General features: G+C 69.6%; 18 protein-coding genes. 6 read left to right on the top strand and 12 right to left on the bottom strand.

Features of this window, described 5'->3' with window-relative positions:
- The first annotated feature begins 83 nt into the window (after window positions 1–83).
- Genes ACZ5WE_RS03280 through ACZ5WE_RS03290 form a run of 3 tightly spaced genes read left to right on the top strand, consistent with a single transcriptional unit; the run spans window position 84 to window position 2338 of the window.
- Entirely contained in the window at window positions 84–674 is a 591-nt protein-coding gene (locus ACZ5WE_RS03280) for a DUF4383 domain-containing protein (RefSeq protein WP_467690813.1), read from the top strand.
- A 36-nt stretch (window positions 675–710) separates the two neighbouring features.
- Complete coding sequence (locus ACZ5WE_RS03285) at window positions 711–1355, top strand: bifunctional 4-hydroxy-2-oxoglutarate aldolase/2-dehydro-3-deoxy-phosphogluconate aldolase (RefSeq protein WP_467690815.1); 645 nt, start codon at window positions 711–713, stop codon at window positions 1353–1355.
- Window positions 1352–2338 carry a sugar kinase gene (locus ACZ5WE_RS03290; RefSeq protein WP_467690817.1) on the top strand — a complete coding sequence of 329 codons (987 nt, stop codon included), beginning with the start codon at window positions 1352–1354 and terminating at the stop codon, window positions 2336–2338. The genes ACZ5WE_RS03285 and ACZ5WE_RS03290 overlap by 4 nt, the downstream gene beginning before the upstream one ends.
- A gap of 76 nt (window positions 2339–2414) precedes the next feature.
- Here ACZ5WE_RS03290 and ACZ5WE_RS03295 read toward each other — a convergent pair whose 3' ends face one another.
- The 4 genes from ACZ5WE_RS03295 to ACZ5WE_RS03310 form a co-directional block, all read right to left on the bottom strand.
- Window positions 2415–2636: an FmdB family zinc ribbon protein gene (locus ACZ5WE_RS03295; protein ID WP_467690819.1), complete on the bottom strand. Its 222-nt coding sequence runs from the start codon at window positions 2634–2636 to the stop codon at window positions 2415–2417.
- A gap of 34 nt (window positions 2637–2670) precedes the next feature.
- On the bottom strand, window positions 2671–3414 hold the full coding sequence (locus tag ACZ5WE_RS03300; RefSeq protein ID WP_467690936.1) for an HAD family hydrolase: 744 nt from the start codon (window positions 3412–3414) through the stop codon (window positions 2671–2673).
- Window positions 3415–3491: 77 nt separating this feature from the next.
- Entirely contained in the window at window positions 3492–6392 is a 2901-nt protein-coding gene (locus ACZ5WE_RS03305; RefSeq protein ID WP_467690938.1) for a phosphoribosyltransferase, read from the bottom strand.
- A 25-nt stretch (window positions 6393–6417) separates the two neighbouring features.
- The gene (locus ACZ5WE_RS03310; RefSeq protein WP_467690821.1) at window positions 6418–7584 is read right to left on the bottom strand and encodes an HpcH/HpaI aldolase/citrate lyase family protein; all 1167 of its coding nucleotides are present in this window, start codon (window positions 7582–7584) and stop codon (window positions 6418–6420) included.
- Between the two features lie 181 nt (window positions 7585–7765).
- Between ACZ5WE_RS03310 and ACZ5WE_RS03315 the strand changes: the two genes are divergently transcribed.
- On the top strand, window positions 7766–8653 hold the full coding sequence (locus tag ACZ5WE_RS03315) for a TerD family protein (RefSeq protein ID WP_467690822.1): 888 nt from the start codon (window positions 7766–7768) through the stop codon (window positions 8651–8653).
- Between the two features lie 94 nt (window positions 8654–8747).
- On the opposite strand, the gene ACZ5WE_RS03320 is transcribed toward ACZ5WE_RS03315, so the two are convergent.
- The 6 genes from ACZ5WE_RS03320 to ACZ5WE_RS03345 form a co-directional block, all read right to left on the bottom strand.
- Window positions 8748–9491 carry a TerD family protein gene (locus tag ACZ5WE_RS03320; protein WP_467690824.1) on the bottom strand — a complete coding sequence of 248 codons (744 nt, stop codon included), beginning with the start codon at window positions 9489–9491 and terminating at the stop codon, window positions 8748–8750.
- A gap of 147 nt (window positions 9492–9638) precedes the next feature.
- Window positions 9639–10787 carry a DUF475 domain-containing protein gene (locus ACZ5WE_RS03325; protein WP_467690825.1) on the bottom strand — a complete coding sequence of 383 codons (1149 nt, stop codon included), beginning with the start codon at window positions 10785–10787 and terminating at the stop codon, window positions 9639–9641.
- A gap of 64 nt (window positions 10788–10851) precedes the next feature.
- Complete coding sequence (locus ACZ5WE_RS03330; protein ID WP_399386355.1) at window positions 10852–11427, bottom strand: TerD family protein; 576 nt, start codon at window positions 11425–11427, stop codon at window positions 10852–10854.
- A gap of 146 nt (window positions 11428–11573) precedes the next feature.
- Window positions 11574–12149, bottom strand: a complete 576-nt coding sequence (locus ACZ5WE_RS03335) for a TerD family protein (RefSeq protein WP_467690827.1) — start codon at window positions 12147–12149, stop codon at window positions 11574–11576.
- A 138-nt stretch (window positions 12150–12287) separates the two neighbouring features.
- Window positions 12288–12740, bottom strand: a complete 453-nt coding sequence (locus tag ACZ5WE_RS03340) for a peroxiredoxin (RefSeq protein WP_467690940.1) — start codon at window positions 12738–12740, stop codon at window positions 12288–12290.
- Window positions 12741–12954: 214 nt separating this feature from the next.
- A complete protein-coding gene (locus ACZ5WE_RS03345; RefSeq protein ID WP_467690829.1) occupies window positions 12955–13392 on the bottom strand; it encodes a DUF3052 domain-containing protein in 438 nt (145 codons plus the stop codon).
- Between the two features lie 423 nt (window positions 13393–13815).
- Between ACZ5WE_RS03345 and aceE the strand changes: the two genes are divergently transcribed.
- Window positions 13816–16548, top strand: coding sequence for a pyruvate dehydrogenase (acetyl-transferring), homodimeric type (gene aceE / locus ACZ5WE_RS03350; RefSeq protein ID WP_467690831.1), 2733 nt, complete (start codon window positions 13816–13818; stop codon window positions 16546–16548).
- A gap of 127 nt (window positions 16549–16675) precedes the next feature.
- Window positions 16676–17599 carry a potassium channel family protein gene (locus ACZ5WE_RS03355; protein WP_467690833.1) on the top strand — a complete coding sequence of 308 codons (924 nt, stop codon included), beginning with the start codon at window positions 16676–16678 and terminating at the stop codon, window positions 17597–17599.
- On the opposite strand, the gene ACZ5WE_RS03360 is transcribed toward ACZ5WE_RS03355, so the two are convergent.
- Together ACZ5WE_RS03360 and ACZ5WE_RS03365 are read right to left on the bottom strand one after the other, a co-directional pair.
- Entirely contained in the window at window positions 17580–18008 is a 429-nt protein-coding gene (locus ACZ5WE_RS03360; protein WP_467690942.1) for a peptidase inhibitor family I36 protein, read from the bottom strand. The genes ACZ5WE_RS03355 and ACZ5WE_RS03360 overlap by 20 nt on opposite strands.
- A gap of 187 nt (window positions 18009–18195) precedes the next feature.
- Entirely contained in the window at window positions 18196–19806 is a 1611-nt protein-coding gene (locus ACZ5WE_RS03365) for an MFS transporter (RefSeq protein ID WP_467690835.1), read from the bottom strand.
- Between the last annotated feature and the right edge of the window lie 60 nt (window positions 19807–19866).

Consider the following 19866-nt stretch of genomic DNA (forward strand, 5'->3'; position numbering starts at 1 on the left):
GCCTGGTCCGGCACCTCTGCTGGCGGCCCGCGCCCCGCGGGCGGATCCTGGAGGTACCCGTACGCCGACGTCAGGAGGCGGACATGGCCACGCACGTACTCCACCCGGGGGCGAGGCGCCCCAGGCGGCGCGTCAGGCTGAACGAACACCTGCCCGTCGACCACCGCCTCAGCACGGTCTACCGCGTCGGCGCGGGTCTGATGGGGCTCGTCCTGCTCGCGTTCGGCATCCTCGGCCTGATCGACAAGGTCGGCTTCTTCGACACCGGGGGCGACACCGTCGCCGGTCTGAACACCAACGGCGCGCTCAGCGTCCTGTCGATCTGCGTCGGGCTGCTCCTGTTCGCCGGCATGGTGATCGGCGGGAACTTCGCATCCACGCTGAACATGGTCCTGGGCTGCGCCTTCATCCTCAGCGGCTTCGTGAATCTCGCCCTCCTCGACACCGGCTTCAACTTCCTCGCCTTCCGCATCCAGAACGTGCTGTTCAGCTTCGTGGTGGGCGTCCTCCTGATGATCTTCGGGATGTACGGGCGGGTCGGCTCGGCCCTGCCGCACGACAATCCGTACTGGCGGGCACGCCACCCGGAGCAGGTGCGGCACGCCGGCCACGGGCGTGGAGGCCGCCGCCCCGAGCCCAGGTCCAAAGTCCCGGGCACCGAGACCCAGCCCTGAGCAGGCGCGCTGAATCCCCTGTGCGAGCCTTGGGGCATGTCGGACCTCACCACTGCCTTCAGTTCAGCCCTGCGGACCCGGCGCCTGCTCGCCATCGTGCGAGGCACCGACGCGGAGGCCTCCTTCCGGACGGTCATCGCACTCGTCGAGTCCGGCGTACCGCTCGTCGAGGTCTCCCTCAGCGGCGCAGACGCACTGGGCGTCCTGCGGCGGGCACGCGCCGAGCTGGGCGGCCAGGCCTGGCTGGGCGCGGGCACGGTCCTCACATCTGACGACGCGCGACGAGCCGCGGACGCGGGGGCGAACATCATCGTGACACCCGGGCTCGGAGCCGGGGTCGACGAGGCGCTGCGGCGTGAACTGCCTGTCGCCGCCGGAGTGTTGACCCCCACCGACGTGATCGCGGCGAGCGCCGCCGGCGCCACCGCGCTGAAGATCTTCCCCGCTTCCGCGATGGGCGGCCCCGCGTATCTCAAGGCGCTGCGAGCCCCCTTCCCCGACCTGCCCTTCGTACCGGTGGGCGGCGTGGACGCGGCCGCCGCCGAGGAGTACCTGGCACTCGGCGCGGTCGCGGTCGGCGTCGGCTCCCCGCTCATCGGGGACGCGGCGGACGGCGGCGACCTGGGCGCGCTGCGCAAGCGCGCGGCCGAGTTCGCGGCGGTCGCGGGGAGCGGTCGATGAGCGCCACGCAGCAGGGGCCCTCTCGCACCGACGTCCTGACCCTGGGCGAGACCATGGTCGCCCTGCGCGGCAGCGGACCACTCAAGCTGGGCGGTTCGATGAACGTGTCCATCGCGGGCGCCGAGTCGAACGTGGCCATCGGTCTCGCGCGCCTCGGCCACACGACGCGGTGGGCGGGCACGGTCGGCGATGACGAGGCGGGCGAGCTGGTGCTGCGCACGCTGCGGGCCGAACGTGTCGACGTCTCCGGCGCGACCCGTGATCTGGACGCGCCCACGGGCCTCGTCCTCTTCGAACCGCGGCTGCCCGAAGTGACCCGCGTGCACTACTACCGTGCGGGCTCCGCCGGTTCACGCCTCACGGCGGCCGCGGTCGAGGGTGCCTTCACCGCTCCTGGCGTGCCCCGCGTCCTGCACCTCACCGGCGTCACCCCGGCCCTTGGCCCCTCCGCCCTGGCCGCCTGCCGCCGCGCCCTCGAACTCGCCCGGGAGCACGGCACGACCGTCTGCCTCGACGTCAACTTCCGCTCGCGGCTGTGGAGCGAGGAGGAGTCCGCGGCGGTGATGCGTTCCTGGATTCCGTACGTCGATGTCCTCATCGCGTCGGACGACGAACTGCCGCTGTGCGTACCGGAGACGACGGCCACCGGTGAGACCCACGCCCTGGCCAAGGCGCTCTTCGCGCAGGGCGTGCGCGAGGTCGTGGTCAAGCTCGGCGCCGACGGGGCGACCGCGTACACCGCCGACGGAGAGCTGTACGCCCCGGCACGCCCGGTGCGGGCGGTGGACGCCGTGGGCGCGGGGGACGCGTTCGTGGCCGGGTATCTGTCGGCGCTGCTCGACCAGGAGGACGGGACGGGGCGTCTCGACCGGGCGGTGACCACGGGCGCCTTCGCCGTGGCGTCACGCGGTGACTGGGAGGGGGCACCCACGCGGGCAGAGCTGGGGCTGCTGGGGGCGGGGCCCGGGACCGTGGTGCGTTGATCCTCTGCTGAAGCCGATCGGGCCGCCGGCTGAAGGCCCGCCGGCTGAAGCCGCCCGGCCCGCCGGCCCCGGCCTGCTAGCCGCAGCAGCCCCCGCCACAGCAGCCGCCCCCGCCACCACCGCCACGCGGGGCAGGGGCGGGGGACGAGGCCGAGCCCCCGACGGCCACTGTCGACAACAGCTTCACCGTGTCCTCGTGCCCGGCGGGGCAGGCCGCGGGGGCGGCGGACTCGGCCATCGGGCGGCTCAGCTCAAAGGTGTCGCCACAGGAACGGCAGCGGTACTCGTATCGGGGCATGAGCCAAGGCTAGCGGCAGCGGACCGGCCAGCGGTCAGGCGTCGGCCGAACCATGGCGAAGGAACTCCCGCAGAATCTCCTCCCCCGCCGCGATCCCCCGCTCCGGCAGCACCGTGAGCCCCAGCGCCGTCCAACCCGTGTCCGCCAGTTCGCCGTGCCCCGGCCGCCAGGAGCGATCGGCGGCGAGCAGCAGATCGGCGTCCAGAAGCGAGTCGCCGGCGGCGAGGATCTCGTCCGCGTCGATACGGCGGGCCACCTCGCGCACCGCCGCGCTCTTGGTCAGCGGCTTCGGCACGGCGTAGATCTTGCGGCCCTGCAGCGAGACGGTCCAGCCGCGCCCCTGCGCCCATACGGCGAGCTCCTTGACCCACCCTTCCGGCAGCAAGGCGCGCTCGACGACCAGATAGGCGAAGAGGTCCTCGGCCACCCGCTCCTTGAGGAGCCAGGCGGGGTCGGCGGTGCGCACCATGTGGGCGCGGACCTCGTCGAGCGAGGCGCACTCGGCGGCGAGCCGCCGGCCGACGCCCGCACGCCACGCGGGGTCGGACACCCCGTCGACCAGCAGGTGCCCACCGTTGGCGCAGATCGCGAACTCCGGTGCGGGGCCCGGCAGATGGATGCGTCCGTACTGCTCGCGCGTCCGCGTGGTCGTCGGCACGAAAACCGTGCCGCGGCCGACCTCGTCAAGGAGCCCGGCGGCGGTCTCGGTGACGTACGACAGCGGCTTGCTCTCGTACACCTCGACGCAGAGCAGCCGCGGCGCTTCGGCGTCGGGCATGGTCAGGCCGAGGGCGGCGGAGGAGTAGATGAGGGTGCGGTCGAGGTCGCTGGCGACCAGGACCCTACGAGGCGTGGTCACTTGGAGGCCACCGCCTTGCCGTCCGTCCCGGTGGCTCCGCGCGTGAACTTCGGGTGGATCAACCCGACGCAGGTGTAGGGGAGTTCGTCCACTTCCTCGACCGGCACGCCACGCTGCTCCGCGAGGAGTCGTACGTGATCGAGGTCGGCCCCCGCTCCCGCGCGCGCCAGGATCTTCCAGGGGACGCGCCGCAGCAGGACGCGGGTTGTCTCGCCTACGCCGGGCTTGACCAGGTTCACGTCGTGGATGCCGTACTCCTCGCTGATCCGCTCCACGGCGGCCCAGCCCTCCCAGGTCGGCGCCCTGTCGGCCGGGAGCAGCTCCTTGACCTGGGCGTCGACGGCGTCGGCCACCTCGTCGAAGCGGGCCGTGATGGCGTCCAGGAAGTCGAGGGACACGTCACCGTCGGCGAGCTCGCGGTAGAACTTCGCGCCGTGGAAGTCGTCGGGGCCGACGAGGTCCGCTCGCAGGACGGTGCGCGATATCAGGCCGGACACCGTCGAGTTGAGGCAGGCCGAGGGGATGAGGAAGTCCTCGCGGGTGCCGTAGGTGCGAACACAGGAGCCGGGGTCGGCGAGCACCGCGATTTCCGGATTGAAGCCGGACGGGCCACCGAACCCCTCGAACTCCCTTACGGCGTCGGCGAGTTCACGCGTGATCGCCCCCTTGCCCGTCCAGCCGTCGACGAAGACGACGTCGGCCGCGTCGTGGTGGGCGGCGAGCCACCGCAGCGCGTTGGCGTCGATGCCGCGGCCGCGCACGATCGAGACGGCGTAGTGCGGCAGGTCCAGGCCGTGCCGGTGCTGAGCCCAGCGCCGCATCAGTACGCCGACGGGCGTGCCCGCGCGGGCCAGGGAGACGAGGACGGGGCGGGGCGACCGCTCGGCGAGCACGGTCTCGGTGACGGTGCCGACGGCCTGCGCGATGCGGGCGGCGGAGGTGCCGAGCGCCGCACGGAAGAGCTCTTGGTACTGCGGGCTCGGCTGGTACTCGACCGGCAGCGACTCGGCGTAGTGCGCGCCACCGCTCTGTATCGCCTCCTCGCGCTCCTCGGTGGGCGCCTCGAGCGTCACGTCCGAGAGGTCCTGGAGCAGCCAGCCGACGTCTTCGGCCGCGTACGAGGAGAAGTCGGGGCCGCGGAGGGGCTCGGGCAGCATGGAGGGCCTTTCGGGGACGTCGCGCGAAGGGGCTTGCTCGGGGACGTACGAGGGCACGACGGCGAGCAGTACCTGTGACGCGTGCGCGGCGAGCTGCGCCAACAGGCCGTCGGGGGCATGGAGTTCGGGGCGGTCGGCCACGGAGTCGACCACGAGGACGATCGCGTCGAAGCCGCCGCCCGCGACGTTGTACGCGTACCGCTCGCCGGGTCCGTCGGCGGGGGCGTCGTGCGCGGGGAAGACGAGGCGGCTGCGGATGGCGTAGCCGGGATCGTCGACGGCCAGGACGGGCGAGCGTGTGGTGGTGGAGTACCGCACGTCCGCGGCGCCGGCGGACAGCCGCTCCTCCAGCACCCTGCCGAGGGCCAGCGGCGCGTACATCAGCTCCTCGAAGCCGAGGACGAGGACGCGGGCGGCGCGGGCAGGGGTGGCGGGGCCGGCGTTCGGGGCGGTTACCGAGGCCGGCTGCGGGGCGGCACCCGCGGTCGGCTGCGGGGCGGCACCCGCGGTCGGCTGCGGGGCGGCTACCGAGGCCGGCTGCGGCGCGGCACCCGCGGTCGGCTGCGGGACGGCTACCGAGGCCGGCTGCGGGGTGGTTGTCGAGGCCGATTGCGGGACGGCACCCGCGGTCGGCTGCGTGGCGGCACCTGCGGTCGGCTGCGGGGCGGCACCCGAACCCGGCTGCGGGACGGCTATCGGCGCGGCACCCGCGGTCAGCTGCGGGGCGGCACCCGAACCCGGCTGCGGGACGGCTATCGGCGCGGCACCCGCGGTCAGCTGCGGGGCGGCACCCGAACCCGGCTGCGGGGCGGCTATCGGCGCGGCACCCGCGGTCAGCGCTTCCGCGATCCGGTCGGCCATGCTCGGAAGCGCCGCATCGAGCGCCGCGCGGTGCTCGGGGGTGAAACCGTGGCGCCCGCCGTCCGGCACTCCGGCCGGCCAGCCGAGGTCGACCCGGGTCACCGAACCGGCCTCGCGGCGCGGGGCGGGGAGCGCCGAGGCCTCGTACTCCTCGACCAGCGCCTGTCCCCTCTCCAGGACCCCTTCCGGCAGGCCGACCGTGCCGGACGCCATCGTGATCAGGTCGACCCGCGCGCCGATCTCCCGGGCGAAGCCGGCCAGACGGCCCTGGTCCTTCGGGGAGCGCATGTCGACGAGCGCCACGATCACGTACCGCTCGCGCGGGAACAGCTCGTGCAGGGCGCGAATGGTGTTGAGGACCGTGTTGCCGGTGGAGAACTCGTCGTCGACGAGGACCAGCGGACCGTCCGTGGTCAGCAGCCTGGGGTCCTCGGGGAGCAGCAGATGCGAGGTCGCGTGGGAGTGGGACTCCTCGAAGCCGCCCGCCCTGCGCACCGAGTCGACCGGGCGACGCGTGGAGTGGAGGTAGGGCGCGAGGCCGATGCCGTCCGCGACGCAGTGGCCGAGGCCGGTCGCCGTCTCCGCGTACCCGAGAACGACCGCGCGCCGGGCCTGCGCGTCACCCAGGAGCGCGCGCACCCGGACACCCAGGTCCCGCCCGGCCGCGTACACGACGGAAGGGAGCTGCGGCACATGCTTGCCGAGGACGTTCGACACCAAGAGGTGCGCCCGCTTCGGGTTGCGGCGCAGGGCGAGGCCGAGCAGGTCGCTCAGCCCCGCGTCCCCGGCCAGCTCCACACCGAGCCGCTCGGCGACCCACGCCCCTGACCACACCACGTCGTCGTTCACAGTCCTCGCACAGTCCTTACGTTCAGCCAGAGAGAAAAAAGCGGGCGCCCGGCGGTCAGCCGGAGAGCCCTGCGGTGAGCAGCTCGACGAAGCCGATGTCCTCGCGCGCGACGCCGAAGACCTCGGCGCGCTGGAGGGTCCGTTCGGCCCAGGCGCGGTGCGGCTTCACCTCGTTCATCTTGTTCGTGTACGCCGAGCGCATGACCCCGCCGCCGTCCCGTTCCGGACGCAGGATGTCCTCGGCGTCGCTGAACTCCTCGTGGCTGACGACCGAGAGCGCGTGCACGGGCAGCACGTGCGAGGGGTGGATGCAGGTCTTGCCGAGCAGGCCGTTGGCCCGGTCGAGCTCGATCTCACGCAGCAGCCCGTCGATGTCGTGCTCGATGAGCGCCTGCCGCAGCTCCTCGGCCCGGCCCTCCAGGAAGGGGCTGCGGCGCAGCTGCGGCTTGAACATCCTCTCCTGGGCGCGGAAGTACTCCCACACAGGGCCTGTCACGGTGAAGCCCGTGCCGTCGGCCCTGCCGAGGCGGTTCACCACGTCGGCGATGACCGAGGCCACGATGTGGACGTCGTACGCGGTCATGTGCGGCGGCCTGCGCAGCCCGTACGCCGAGCAGAAGTCGGTGACGCCGAGTCGCAGCGCGAGCACCCGCTCGCGGTACTTGTCGACGGTGCGGGCGATCCCCGCGAGGGTCTCCGAGCGGCTCTCCATGTGCAGCAGCTCGGGCGATTCGAGGACCGGCATCGCGAAGAGCCGACGGCCGCTCGCGGCTTCCGCCACGGCGAGCGACTCCAGGAAGGCGACGCCTCGCTCCTCGGTGAACTTCGGCAGTACGAATCCGGACAGGAGACGGATGCTGGGTCCCAGGCGCTCCGCCAGGTCGGCTATCTGTTCGGGCGCCCGGACTCGTATGAAGAGGAGCGGGGGTTCCGCCCCGTCCCGTTCCGCCAGGTCGGCGAACTGCCTGACCAGGTTCGCCTCGGCGTCAACGACCTCCGCGTCGTCGATCGAGTCCTCGAGGCAGAGCACCATCGAGATCACGCCACGCCCGGCCTGCTTCAGGATGTCGTCGGCGAGGCGGGGACGCGTGGCAGGGCTGTAGAGCGTGGCTCCCAGGGCGGCGGCGAGCAGACGCGGGGAGGAGTCCGCGGTGAAGGCGCACGGCTCCCGATGGAAGAGACGCTGTCGCACCTCTGGGGCGATGTGCCCGAAATGACGCATTATTTCCCCTGTACTCGTCGGCGCGACCCGACGTGATGTGGCCGGTAATAGTACGTAGGGACGGGTGTCAAGGGTTCCCCATGGGCATGAAATTCAAGTAACCCGGCGATGTCAGACACACAGGCCACACACCGTCACCCCCGCGTTGTCCCGTCCAAACCCGGGAAGGCAGGATGACCGCATGACGCACGCGATGTTGAAGGGGTCGAACGTCCCGCTCGAAGCCACGGCCGTCCGCGCCGTGCTGCGCTGGACCCCTGGTCAGGGCGTCCCGGACGTCGACGCGTCGGCTCTGCTCCTCGGCGCCGACGGCCGCGTGCGATCCGACGAGGACTTCGTCTTCTACAACCAGCCGCGCCACCCCTCGGGCAAGGTCTGGCGGCTCGGCAAGAAGCGCGTCTCCCAGGGCCTCTCCGAAGGCCTGACCGACACGATCCAGACGGACATGGCGGGCCTGGACCCCGCCGTGCACCGGGTCCTGCTCGTCGCCTCCGCCGAGAACATCGCCTTCGAGAACGTACGCGCGCTGCGCATCCTGCTGTACGACGCCGGCGCGGGCGAGGCCGAACCGCTCGCGTACTTCGACATCACCCCGCAGACGGGCGCCGAGACGGCCCTGATCTGCGGCGAGCTCTACCGCCGCGGTGAGGTGTGGAAGTTCCGCGCCCTGGGTGAGGGATATCTGAACGGCCTGGAGGGTCTCGCCGGCGACTTCGGCATCTCCGTGGACGAGTCGGAGGCGGTGCCCGAGCCGACGACCGAGGCCTCGCTCCCGCAGCCGTATCCCCAGCGGCAGCCGCTGCCCGAAGCGGCCACACTGGCTCCGGCTCCGCAGGCTCCCGCCCCGCAGCCCTTCCCCGCCCCGGCGCCGCAGCCCTCGTACGGCTACCCTCCCGAGCCCCCGCGCCACCAGCCCGCCCCGCAGCCGTCCTACGGCTACCCGCAGCACCCGCCCGCCCACGCGGCGCCGATCCCGCAGCCCAGTTACGGCTATCCGCAGCCCGTGGCCCCGATGCCCGACCCGAACTTCCGGCTGCCGCCCCAGGGCCCGCAGTTCCTCGCACGATGAGTACGGGGCGGGCGCGGGGCGCGGAGGGCGCGGAGGGCGCGCGGGGCCGTTCAGCACGCGGGGCACGCGGAGCACGTGGGCCGCGCGGGGCCGTTCAGGCGCCGCTCACCTTCGTCTTGTAGCCGCGGCCCCACTGCAGCCCCCAGCCGTAAAGCCGGTCGAGCTCGGCCTGGAAGCCGTACACGAACTTCACCTCGCGGCGCACGACCATCTCGCCCTTGACGTTCTCCAGCGTGAAGACGGCGCAGGAGCGGGCCTGCGGCTGGCGCTCGTCCAGGTCGATCTCGATCCGCGGGCCGTTACTGGGGTAGAGCGTCACCTTGGCGTGCGTGCGGTCGAAGGCCGGCGTCTGGTCGTAGATGTAGGCGAAGAACAGCAGCCGCTTGATCGACTCCCGGTGGTCGAGGTTCACATAGATCGTCTCGCCCGACGGCGAACCGAACCGGTCGTCCCCGCTGAGCTTCACGTACGGCGGGGCGTTCAGGCTCCCGAAGAAGCTGCCCAGCGGCTGCACGACACCCTTCGTGCCCTCCACCGTCTCGAACAGGCAGCCGAGGTCGAGGTCGACGTTGACCACGCCCTGGGTGTGCGCCTGCACCACGTCGGGCTGGAACATCCTCAAGGGGTGGCGCAGCAGGCCGCCGCCCTTGGGCTTGCCGATGATGTCGGACGTACGCATCTGCCAGGAGAGGTTGACCCGGAGGTTGCCGGTGGCCGCGCCCTGCTTGTTGAGCGAGACCGTCGGGTTCCGCTTGGTGAGTTCGATGGAGTTGGTCGCCGCGCTGCCCGACTCGTAGTCCATCGAGCGCCCACGCCACAAACCGTCCCAGAAGGACATCGCCGCCCCCAAAAAAGTGCCGGAGCCCCATGGGCCCCTTACGAATGCCACGGGGCGGCCAGGAGGACTCGTCCTCGATGGCCGCCCCGTTCAGAAGCGTTCCTCACTCGGTCCCGCGTCACACTCCGGGAACGGGTCGGACCCGGGTCAGACGCCGGAAGGCACCTCTGCCTTCTCGTCCGAGCCCGAGCCCTTGCCCTCCTGAGCCGCGATGCGCTTGTTGCGGCGGACGGAGGAGATGAAGGACCAGGCGATCAGGATGACACCGACCGAGCCCGTGATGACCTCGTGGATCTCGTACTGGATGGTGACGAGGAGGATCGCGGCGAGGGCGCCGATCGCGTAGTGCGCGCCGTGCTCCAGGTAGACGTAGTCGTCCAGGGTGCCCTGGCGGACCAGGTAGACGGTGAGCGACCGGACGTACATCGCGCCGATGCCGAGACCGAGCGCCATCAGGACGATGTCGTTGGTGACGGCGAAGGCGCCGATGACGCCGTCGAAGGAGAACGACGCGTCCAGGACCTCGAGGTACAGGAACATGAAGAACGCGGCCTTGCCGGCCATGACGACGGCAGGAACCTTCTTGCCGGTCCTCCTGGCCTCTTCCTCCTCCTCGTGCTCGCGCTCCTCCTCTTCCTCGATCTTGTTCTCGAAGAAGCCGGAGAGTCCGCCCACGATGAGATACGTGATGAGACCGGCGACGCCGGACAGCAGCACCGTCTCCGCCTTGTCCACGTGTGTCCCGCCGTGCTGGTGGGCGTGGGTGGCGACGGTCATCGCAGAGACCATGAGCACGATGAGCGCGACGCAGACCGACAGCATGTCGATCTTGCCGAGCTTGGCCAGCGGGCGCTCGAGCCAGCCGAGCCACTTGATGTCACGGTCCTCGAACACGAAGTCGAGGAAGATCATCAGCAGGAACATGCCACCGAACGCGGCGATCGACGGGTGCGCGTCGGTCACCAGCTGCTGGTACCGGTCCTTGTCGTTGAGCGCGAGACGCACAGCCTCGATCGGGCCGATCTTGGCGCTGATGGCCACGATCGCGACGGGGAACACGAGCCGCATGCCGAAGACGGCGATCAGCACACCGATGGTGAGGAAGATTTTCTGCCAGAAGGCACTCATCTTCTTCAGAATCCCGGCGTTGACCACCGCGTTGTCGAAGGACAGCGAGATCTCGAGGATGGACAGGATCGCCACGATCCCGAAACCTGTCCACCCCCCGTAGAACACCGCCGCGACCAGGCCGAGCGCGGTAACCGCGAACGACCAGCCGAAGGTTTTCAGAAGCACTGGCTACCCAATCGTGTGTGTACGGGCTCCCGTTTAGCGGTCTCCCCCGCGCCGGTCCCCTGCTTTACGAAACATTGACCCCGAAGTCTAGAGCGATGCCCCGCAGACCTGACGCGTACCCCTGCCCAACGGCACGGAACTTCCATTCGCCCCCGTAGCGATAGACCTCGCCGAAGATCATCGCGGTCTCCGTGGAGGCGTCCTCGGAGAGGTCGTACCGTGCGAGCTCCTGCTGGTCCGCCTGATTGACCACGCGGATGAAAGCGTTGCTGACCTGGCCGAACGCCTGGCCGCGGTTGTCCGCGTCATGGATCGAGACAGGGAAGACGATCTTGTCGCAGGTGGCCGGAACCTTGGAGAGGTCGATCAGGAGCGACTCGTCGTCCCCATCACCCTCACCCGTGAGGTTGTCGCCGGTGTGTTCGACAGAGCCGTCCGGGCTCTTGAGGTTGTTGTAGAAGACGAACCACTCGTCGCCGAGAATCCGGCCCGAGTTGCACATCAGCGCGCTGGCGTCGAGGTCGAAGGGGGCTCCGGTGGTGGAGCGCGCGTCCCAGCCGAGGCCGATCAGGACCTGTGTGAGGTTCGGTGCGGCCTTGGAGAGGGAGACATTGCCTCCCTTGGCGAGCGTGACGCCCATGATGTGGTCCTCCCCGTGGTTCGAAGCAAGAATTTCCCGGTCCCCCATGGTTCGGGAGCGGTGCCCGGGAGCAGGAGTGTGAGCACGTCCGGCGCCGCACTCGTGGTGTGCGGCGCCGGACGACAAGGCGGAGGGCGTTACTCGGCTCAGACGTTGACGCCGAAGTCCTGCGCGATGCCGCGCAGGCCCGAGGCATAGCCCTGGCCGACGGCGCGGAACTTCCACTCCGCTCCGTTGCGGTACAGCTCGCCGAAGACCATCGCCGTCTCCGTCGAGGCGTCCTCGGAGAGGTCGTACCGCGCGATCTCCGCGCCGCCCGCCTGGTTCACGACGCGGATGAATGCGTTGCGGACCTGGCCGAACGACTGCTGGCGGGTCTCGGCGTCGTAGATCGAGACCGGGAACACGATCTTGTCCACGTCGGCCGGAACGGACGCCAGGTTGACCTTGATCGCCTCGTCGTCGCCCTCGCCCTCGCCGGTGGTGTTGTCACCGGTGTGCTCGACGGATCCGTCCGGGCTCTTCAGGTTGTTGAAGAACACGAAGTTGCCGTCGCTGCTGACCTTGCCCTCGGCGTTGGTCAGAATGGCGCTGGCGTCGAGGTCGAAGTCCGTACCGGTGGTGGTACGGACATCCCAGCCCAGGCCGACCAGAACCGCGGTCAGGCCGGGGGCCTCCTTGCTCAGCGATACGTTGCCGCCCTTGCTGAGGCTGACTCCCACAAATCCTCCCAATTGATGTCCAGGGGCGGGGAGCCCCAGTCGTGCTTGCCATCGGATCAACGAGTGGATCCTAGTGACCGGTTCCCGGCCGCCACAGGCTCTGCCCCCGAAGAAACACAGGGTGTCACCCCTGAGGAATCACAGGGTGTCGAGCGCCTTGACGTACTCGTTGAGGTCGCGGGCGTCCGGCAGGCCGTTGACGACAGTCCAGCGCACCACGCCCTCCTTGTCGATGATGAACGTGCCGCGCACCGCGCAGCCCTTGTCCTCATCGAAGACCTCGTACGCCCGCGACGCCTCGCCGTGCGGCCAGAAATCGGAGAGCAGCGGGTACTCCAGGCCCTCCTGTTCGGCGAAGACGCGCAGGGTGTGGATGGAGTCGTTCGAGACCGCGAGCAGCTGGGTGTCGTCGTTGACGAACTTCGGCAGTTCGTCGCGCAGCGCGCAGAGCTCCCCCGTGCACACACCGGTGAACGCGAACGGATAGAAGAGCAGCACCACGTTCTTCTCGCCGCGGAAGTCCGACAGCTTCACGGTCCGGCCGTGGTTGTCCTTCAACTCGAAGTCCGGGGCCTTGGTGCCGGTCGCCATTCCAGCGAGCGCCATGAGTTCGCATCCCTTCGATGGGGCTGTTCGGGTGACGACCACCCTACGCAACGGACGTTTCGTCCGATCACCCCGCAGGGTGGGCACTTCTCCGTGCCACCGCCGGCGCCCCCACGCACGCGTGAGCCCCCACCGGCATGCGTCGGTGGGGGCTCACAGCGATTGGCTCAGTCGACTTCCCGCTGCCTGAGCGGCAGCTTCACCGCTTCTTGCCTGCCGCCTTCGGCGTGACGAGACGGCTGCCCGTCCAGTCCTTGCCCGCGTTGATGCTCTTGGTCTGGGCGAGGCCTGCGGTCGTGGCTGCTTCGTTGATGTCGCTCGGCTCGACATAGCCGTCGCGGCCTGTCTTGGGCGTCATCAGCCAGAGGTCGCCGCCCTCTTCGATCAGCTGGGTGGCGTCCACCAGCGCATCCGTCAGGTCGCCGTCGTCCTCGCGGAACCACAGCACCACGGCGTCAGCAGTGTCGTCGTAGTCCTCGTCGACGAGCTCGCTGCCGATCACCCCTTCAATGGCCTCGCGGAGCTCCTGATCGACATCGTCGTCGTAGCCGATCTCCTGGACCACCTGCTCGGGCTGGAAACCCAGCCTCGCGGCAGGGTTGGTCCGCTCCTCCGCGTGGTCCGCGGTCGCGCTCACGGCTTGCCTCCTGATCATGTTTTCGGGAATGCCTTCACCCACGCGCGTGCGCGGGACATTGGCGGTAGTCCACACGGGCGGACCGGATCGCGCAAGTACCCGGCCGTCAAGACCGCTGAAACGGTGACGTTCCCGGCCGTGTCGCCGCAACTCAAGGCCCACCTGCCAGATCCTTCTCCGCTCGCACTTCGCTCGACTTCGCTCGTACGACACCGAACGGAACTGAGGTCCGAACGGCCTTACGAACCGGCTAGGCAGGATGGGCGTATCGTTGCGATTTGGTCGAGCCTACCCCAGGGCCGCCGGGCGGACCCGTCGGTTACCTCTCAGTAGAGATGACGATTGCGTCTACGCGGTACACGATGGGGAACGTCTCACAGCCAGGCAGAACCCAGGCGAAAGCCCCAACAGCGAAGGAACAGCGTGGCTTCCGGATCCGATCGCAACCCGATCATCATTGGCGGCCTGCCGAGTCAGGTCCCGGACTTCGATCCCGAAGAGACCCAGGAGTGGCTCGACTCCCTCGATGCCGCGGTCGACGAACGCGGCCGCGAGCGGGCCCGCTACCTGATGCTCCGGCTCATCGAACGTGCGCGCGAGAAGCGCGTCGCCGTGCCCGAGATGCGCAGCACGGACTACGTCAACACGATCGCCACCAAGGACGAGCCGTTCTTCCCCGGCAACGAGGAGATCGAGCGCAAGGTCCTGAACGCCACCCGCTGGAACGCCGCGGTGATGGTGTCGCGCGCCCAGCGCCCCGGCATCGGGGTCGGCGGTCACATCGCCACCTTCGCCTCATCGGCATCGCTGTACGACGTGGGCTTCAACCACTTCTTCCGCGGCAAGGACGAGGGCGACGGCGGCGACCAGATCTTCTTCCAGGGGCACGCGTCCCCCGGCATCTACGCCCGCGCGTTCCTCCTCGACCGACTCTCCGAGCAGCAGCTCGACGCGTTCCGTCAGGAGAAGTCGAAGGCCCCGAACGGACTTTCGTCCTACCCGCACCCGCGTCTGATGCCGGACTTCTGGGAGTTCCCGACCGTCTCGATGGGTCTCGGCCCCCTCGGCGCGATCTTCCAGGCGCGGATGAACCGCTACATGGAGGCGCGCGGCATCGCCGACACCTCCAAGTCGCACGTCTGGGCCTACCTCGGCGACGGCGAGATGGACGAGCCCGAGTCGCTCGGCCAGCTCTCCATCGCCGCCCGTGAGGGCCTGGACAACCTGACCTTCGTCGTCAACTGCAACCTCCAGCGCCTCGACGGCCCGGTGCGCGGCAACGGAAAGATCATCCAGGAGCTCGAGTCGCAGTTCCGCGGCGCCGGCTGGAACGTCATCAAGCTGGTCTGGGACCGCAGTTGGGACCCGCTGCTCGCCCAGGACCGCGACGGCGTCCTGGTCAACCGCCTCAACACCACGCCCGACGGCCAGTTCCAGACGTACGCGACCGAGACCGGCTCGTACATCCGCGACCACTTCTTCGGCGACGACCACCGCCTGCGCTCCATGGTCGAGAACATGACCGACGAGCAGATCCTGCACCTGGGCCGCGGCGGCCACGACCACAAGAAGGTCTACGCGGCGTACGCGGCCGCCAAGGCCCACAAGGGCCAGCCGACCGTCATCCTGGCGCAGACGGTCAAGGGCTGGACGCTCGGCCCGAACTTCGAGGGCCGCAACGCCACCCACCAGATGAAGAAGCTGACGGTTGACGACCTCAAGGGCTTCCGCGACCGCCTGCACATCCCGATCACGGACAAGCAGCTGGAGGACGGCGCCCCGCCGTACTACCACCCGGGCCGCGACTCGGAAGAGATCCAGTACATGCACGATCGCCGCCAGGGCCTCGGCGGCTACGTCCCGACCCGCGTGGTCCGCTCGAAGCCGCTCCCTCTCCCCGAGGAGAAGACGTACGCGGCAGCGAAGAAGGGCTCGGGCCAGCAGTCGATCGCCACCACCATGGCGTTCGTCCGCATCCTGAAGGACCTCATGCGGGACAAGGAGATCGGCAAGCGCTTCGTGCTGATCGCCCCCGACGAGTACCGCACCTTCGGCATGGACGCCTTCTTCCCGAGCGCGAAGATCTACAACCCGCTCGGCCAGCAGTACGAGGCCGTCGACCGCGAGCTGCTCCTCGCCTACAAGGAGTCCCCGACCGGCCAGATGCTGCACGACGGCATCTCCGAAGCCGGCTGCACGGCCTCGCTGATCGCCGCGGGCTCGGCCTACGCCACCCACGGCGAACCGCTGATCCCCGTGTACGTCTTCTACTCGATGTTCGGTTTCCAGCGCACCGGCGACCAGTTCTGGCAGATGGCCGACCAGCTGGCCCGCGGCTTCGTCCTCGGCGCCACCGCCGGCCGTACGACGCTGACCGGCGAGGGCCTCCAGCACGCGGACGGCCACTCGCAGCTGCTCGCCTCGACCAACCCGGGCTGCGTCGCCTACGACCCCGCCTTCGGCTACGAGATCGCGCACATCGTCAAGGACGGCCTGCGCCGGATGTACGGCCCCGACAGCGAGGACGTCTTCTACTACCTCACCGTCTACAACGAGCCCATCCAGCACCCGGCCGAGCCCGCCGATGTGGATGTCGACGGCATCCTCAAGGGCATCCACCGCTTCAAGGCGGGCGAGCAGGGCGCCATCCCGGCGCAGATCCTCGCCTCCGGTGTCGCGGTGCCGTGGGCGGTCGAGGCCCAGCAGATCCTCGCTTCGGAGTGGAACGTCAAGGCGGACGTCTGGTCGGCGACCTCCTGGAACGAACTGCGCCGCGAGGCGGTCGACGTGGAGCGCCACAACCTCCTGCACCCCGAGGAGGAGCAGCGCACCCCGTACGTCACGCAGAAGCTGTCCGGCGCCGAGGGCCCGTTCGTGGCCGTCTCCGACTGGATGCGGAGCGTCCCCGACCAGATCTCCCGCTGGGTCCCCGGCACATACCAGTCCCTGGGCGCCGACGGCTTCGGCTTCGCGGACACCCGTGGTGCTGCCCGCCGCTTCTTCCACATCGACGCGCAGTCGATCGTGGTCGGCGTGCTCACCGAGCTGGCCCGCGAGGGCAAGCTCGACCGCTCCGTACTGAAGCAGGCCATCGACCGCTACCAGCTCCTCGACGTCAAGGCGGCTGACCCGGGCGCCGCTGGGGGCGACGCTTAGGACTGGCGGTGACCGTGTAGTACTGGTCCTCGTGCCAGTACTGCGCGGCGCCCGTAGCACGCAGGGCGTTCGGAGGGTGGTGGGGCGGTGGCTCCCGCCGCCCTCCGGCGTTTCCTACGATGCGCGCATGGAAGCGCCCATAAAGCACCCACCGGCACAGCTCCGTTGGGAGCGACGCACCCAAAGTCCGCTCCTCGCGCTCGCGGTGGCCTTCGCCGTCGCCTACGCCGTGCCCATCGTGGTGCCCGACGCGAGCGAGAGTGTCGGAACCACCTGCACGGTGGTGGAGTGGATCGTCTGGGCTTCGTTCGCCACTGACTATCTCGTACGCCTCTACCTCACCGACCACCGCAAGCAGTTCGTCCGCTCGCACTGGCTGGACCTCGGTGCTGTCCTCCTCCCCATGTTGCAGCCGCTGCGGTTGCTGCGGCTCGTCTCGACTCTGCTGCTGGTGGGGCGCAGGGCCCGGATGGCGTCTCAGATTCAGCTGACGACCTATGTCGCCGGGGCTGTCGTGGGCCTCCTCATGTTCGGTTCGCTGGCGGTCCTTTCGGTGGAGCGGGAGTCGCCGAACGGCAATATCAAGACCCTTGGTGACGCGGTGTGGTGGTCCTTCACCACGATGACCACCGTCGGCTACGGCGATCACGCGCCGACGACCGGGCTCGGCCGCGTGCTCGCGGTCGGCCTGATGCTGTCGGGCATCGCTCTCCTGGGTGTGGTCACCGCCAATATCGCGGCCTGGTTCATCTCGCGCTTCGACCGGGACGATGTCGAGGAGCGGCGCCAGACAGCGGCGATCGAGGCGCTGACGACGGAGGTGCGGGCCCTGCGGGCACAGGTGACTGCGCTGTCGGCCGGGGCGGAGCCGGGTGCGGCTGGGATGGCTGGTGCGTCAGGGGCAGCTGACGCGTCTGGGGTGGCTGGCGCGTCTGGGGTGGCTGACGCGTCTGGAGTGGCCGGTGCGTCTGGGGTGTCGGTGGAGGTGCCGCGGCCGGCGCCGACCGCGGATACTCCCGATGTTCCTCCGGTCAGTTCTCCCAGACCTTGAACGCGCGTACGCGATAAGGCGATTCAGGGACCCAGCTGCCGCCCCCTGGGTATGTATCGAACTCGCCGGTCTCGGCACACTCCGCGGATTGATATGTGGTGACCGGTCGGCCCGTGCGGTTCGCGAGTGCTTGAGCGCTGCCCCCCTCCGGCAGCGCTACACAGCTCTCGATGTCGATCTCGGACAGCTCATACGTCTGTCGGGCACCCTTGAAGTCCGCCTTCCCCCATAGACAGAGCTCCCCCGGCCCGCAACCGGCGAGTGTGGGTGGCGCGACGGCCCCGGCGTGCTTCGCGGGTGTCGCGAGATCGGCATGTGTGGACGGTGCCGCAGCACCGGCCTGTGCGGGGGTGAGGATCACCGTGGCGAGTGCGGCCGCGGCGAAGGACGTGGGCATGGTCGTACGCATCTGCTTCAACTCCCGTGCTGTGTGGATCACTTGCCAGAACTGTGGCCCACTCGCCAGCTCCATCGGAAGGGGTACGGATGTGCGTCACCCAGATAGGCGAAAGCCCCCCAGTTGAACCCTGAGGGGCTTTCCCTGATGCGTGTGCGCGACGGCACGAGGATGCGCGTGCGCGACGGCTCGAGCGGGGCTAGATGTGTCCGACTCCGGCGCCCGCGTCGGCGTTGGCGCCTCGCTTGGTCAACGTGGCGACCGCGGCCGCGATGACCGCGACGACGCCGGCGACGGTGAAGGCCAGGCCCATGCCGGACACGAACGTGTCATGCGCGGCCGAGGTGATCGCCTCGGCGACCGGCTCCGGTGCCTTCGGCGGGACCGGGGCACCGCCCATCTCGATGGCGGCGGACGCCTGGTCGAGCTGCTCCGGCGTCATGGGCGGAAGCTTGGCGTCCGCCCAGTTGGCGGGAAGGTCTTCGTCGACCCGGGCGGCCATCACCGCTCCGAGCACCGCCGTGCCGAGCGCACCGCCGACCTGCATGCCGGCCTGTTGGAGACCGCCCGCCACACCGGACAGCTCCAGCGGTGCGTTGCCGACGATGACCTCGGTGGCTCCCACCATCACGGGCGCGAGCCCGAGGCCGAGCAGGCCGAGCCAGAGCGACATCGGCAGTGTCGCGGTGTCCGTCGTCATCGTGGACATGCCGAACATCGCGATAGCCGTGGCCACCATGCCGCCGACGAGCGGGACGCGCGGGCCGAACTTGGTGATGAGCGCACCGGCGATCGGTGAGGCCACGATCATCATGGCCGTCAGCGGCAGGAGGTGCAGTCCGCTGTCGACCGGGCTCATGCCGTGCACGTTCTGCAGATAGAACGTGACGAAGAACAGGCCGCCCATGAAGGCGAAGGCCATCAACACCATCAGGACCGTGCCGGCGGACAGCGGGACGGACCTGAACATGCCCAGTGGAATGAGCGGTTCCTTGACCTTCGTCTCCCAGAAGGCGAAGAGCGCGAAGAGAACCACGGCGCCCGCGAGGAAGAGCAGCGTCGTGGACCCGCCCCAGCCCCACTCCGAGCCCTTGATGAGGGCCAGGATGAGCGCGAACATGCCGCCCGACAGCAGGACGATGCCGGGGATGTCGAAGGACTTGGGCGCGTTCTCCGCACGGTGGTCCTTGAGGATCACCAGGCCGAGGACGAGAGCGATGACACCGACCGGCACGTTGATGAAGAACACCGACTGCCAGCTGACGTGCTCGACGAGCAGACCGCCGACGATGGGGCCGCCCGCCGTCGAGGCGCCGATGACCATGCCCCAGATACCGATCGCCATGTTCAGCTTCTCGGCGGGGAAGGTGGCGCGCAGCAGGCCGAGCGCGGCCGGCATCAGGAGGGCTCCGAAGAGGCCCTGGAGTACGCGGAAGGCGACGACCAGGCCGACGCTGCTGGAGAACCCGATGGCGCCCGAGGCCACGGCGAAGCCGGCCACGCCTATCAGGAAGGTCTGCCGGTGGCCGAACCGGTCGCCGAGCTTGCCGGCGGTGATCAGCGCGACGGCGAGCGCGAGGAGATAGCCGTTGGTTATCCACTGGACACCGGCCATCGAGGTGCCGAGGTCCTTCGCGATGGCCGGGTTGGCGATCGCGACGATGGTGCCGTCCAGGGCGACCATCATCACGCCGATCGCGACGGAGAAGAGCGTCAGCCAAGGGTGGCCGCGGAGCCCCTTGGCCGGGGCCGGAGCGGACGACGGCTCCGGCGCCTTGTCCGCCTTGTCGACGGTGATCTGACTAGTCATGCGTTCGAGGCTAGTGTCAGTCGCTGACAGTTGACAAACCATTTCACAAGTCGGTAACTG

Source organism: Streptomyces sp. NPDC033180 (genome assembly GCF_055577645.1).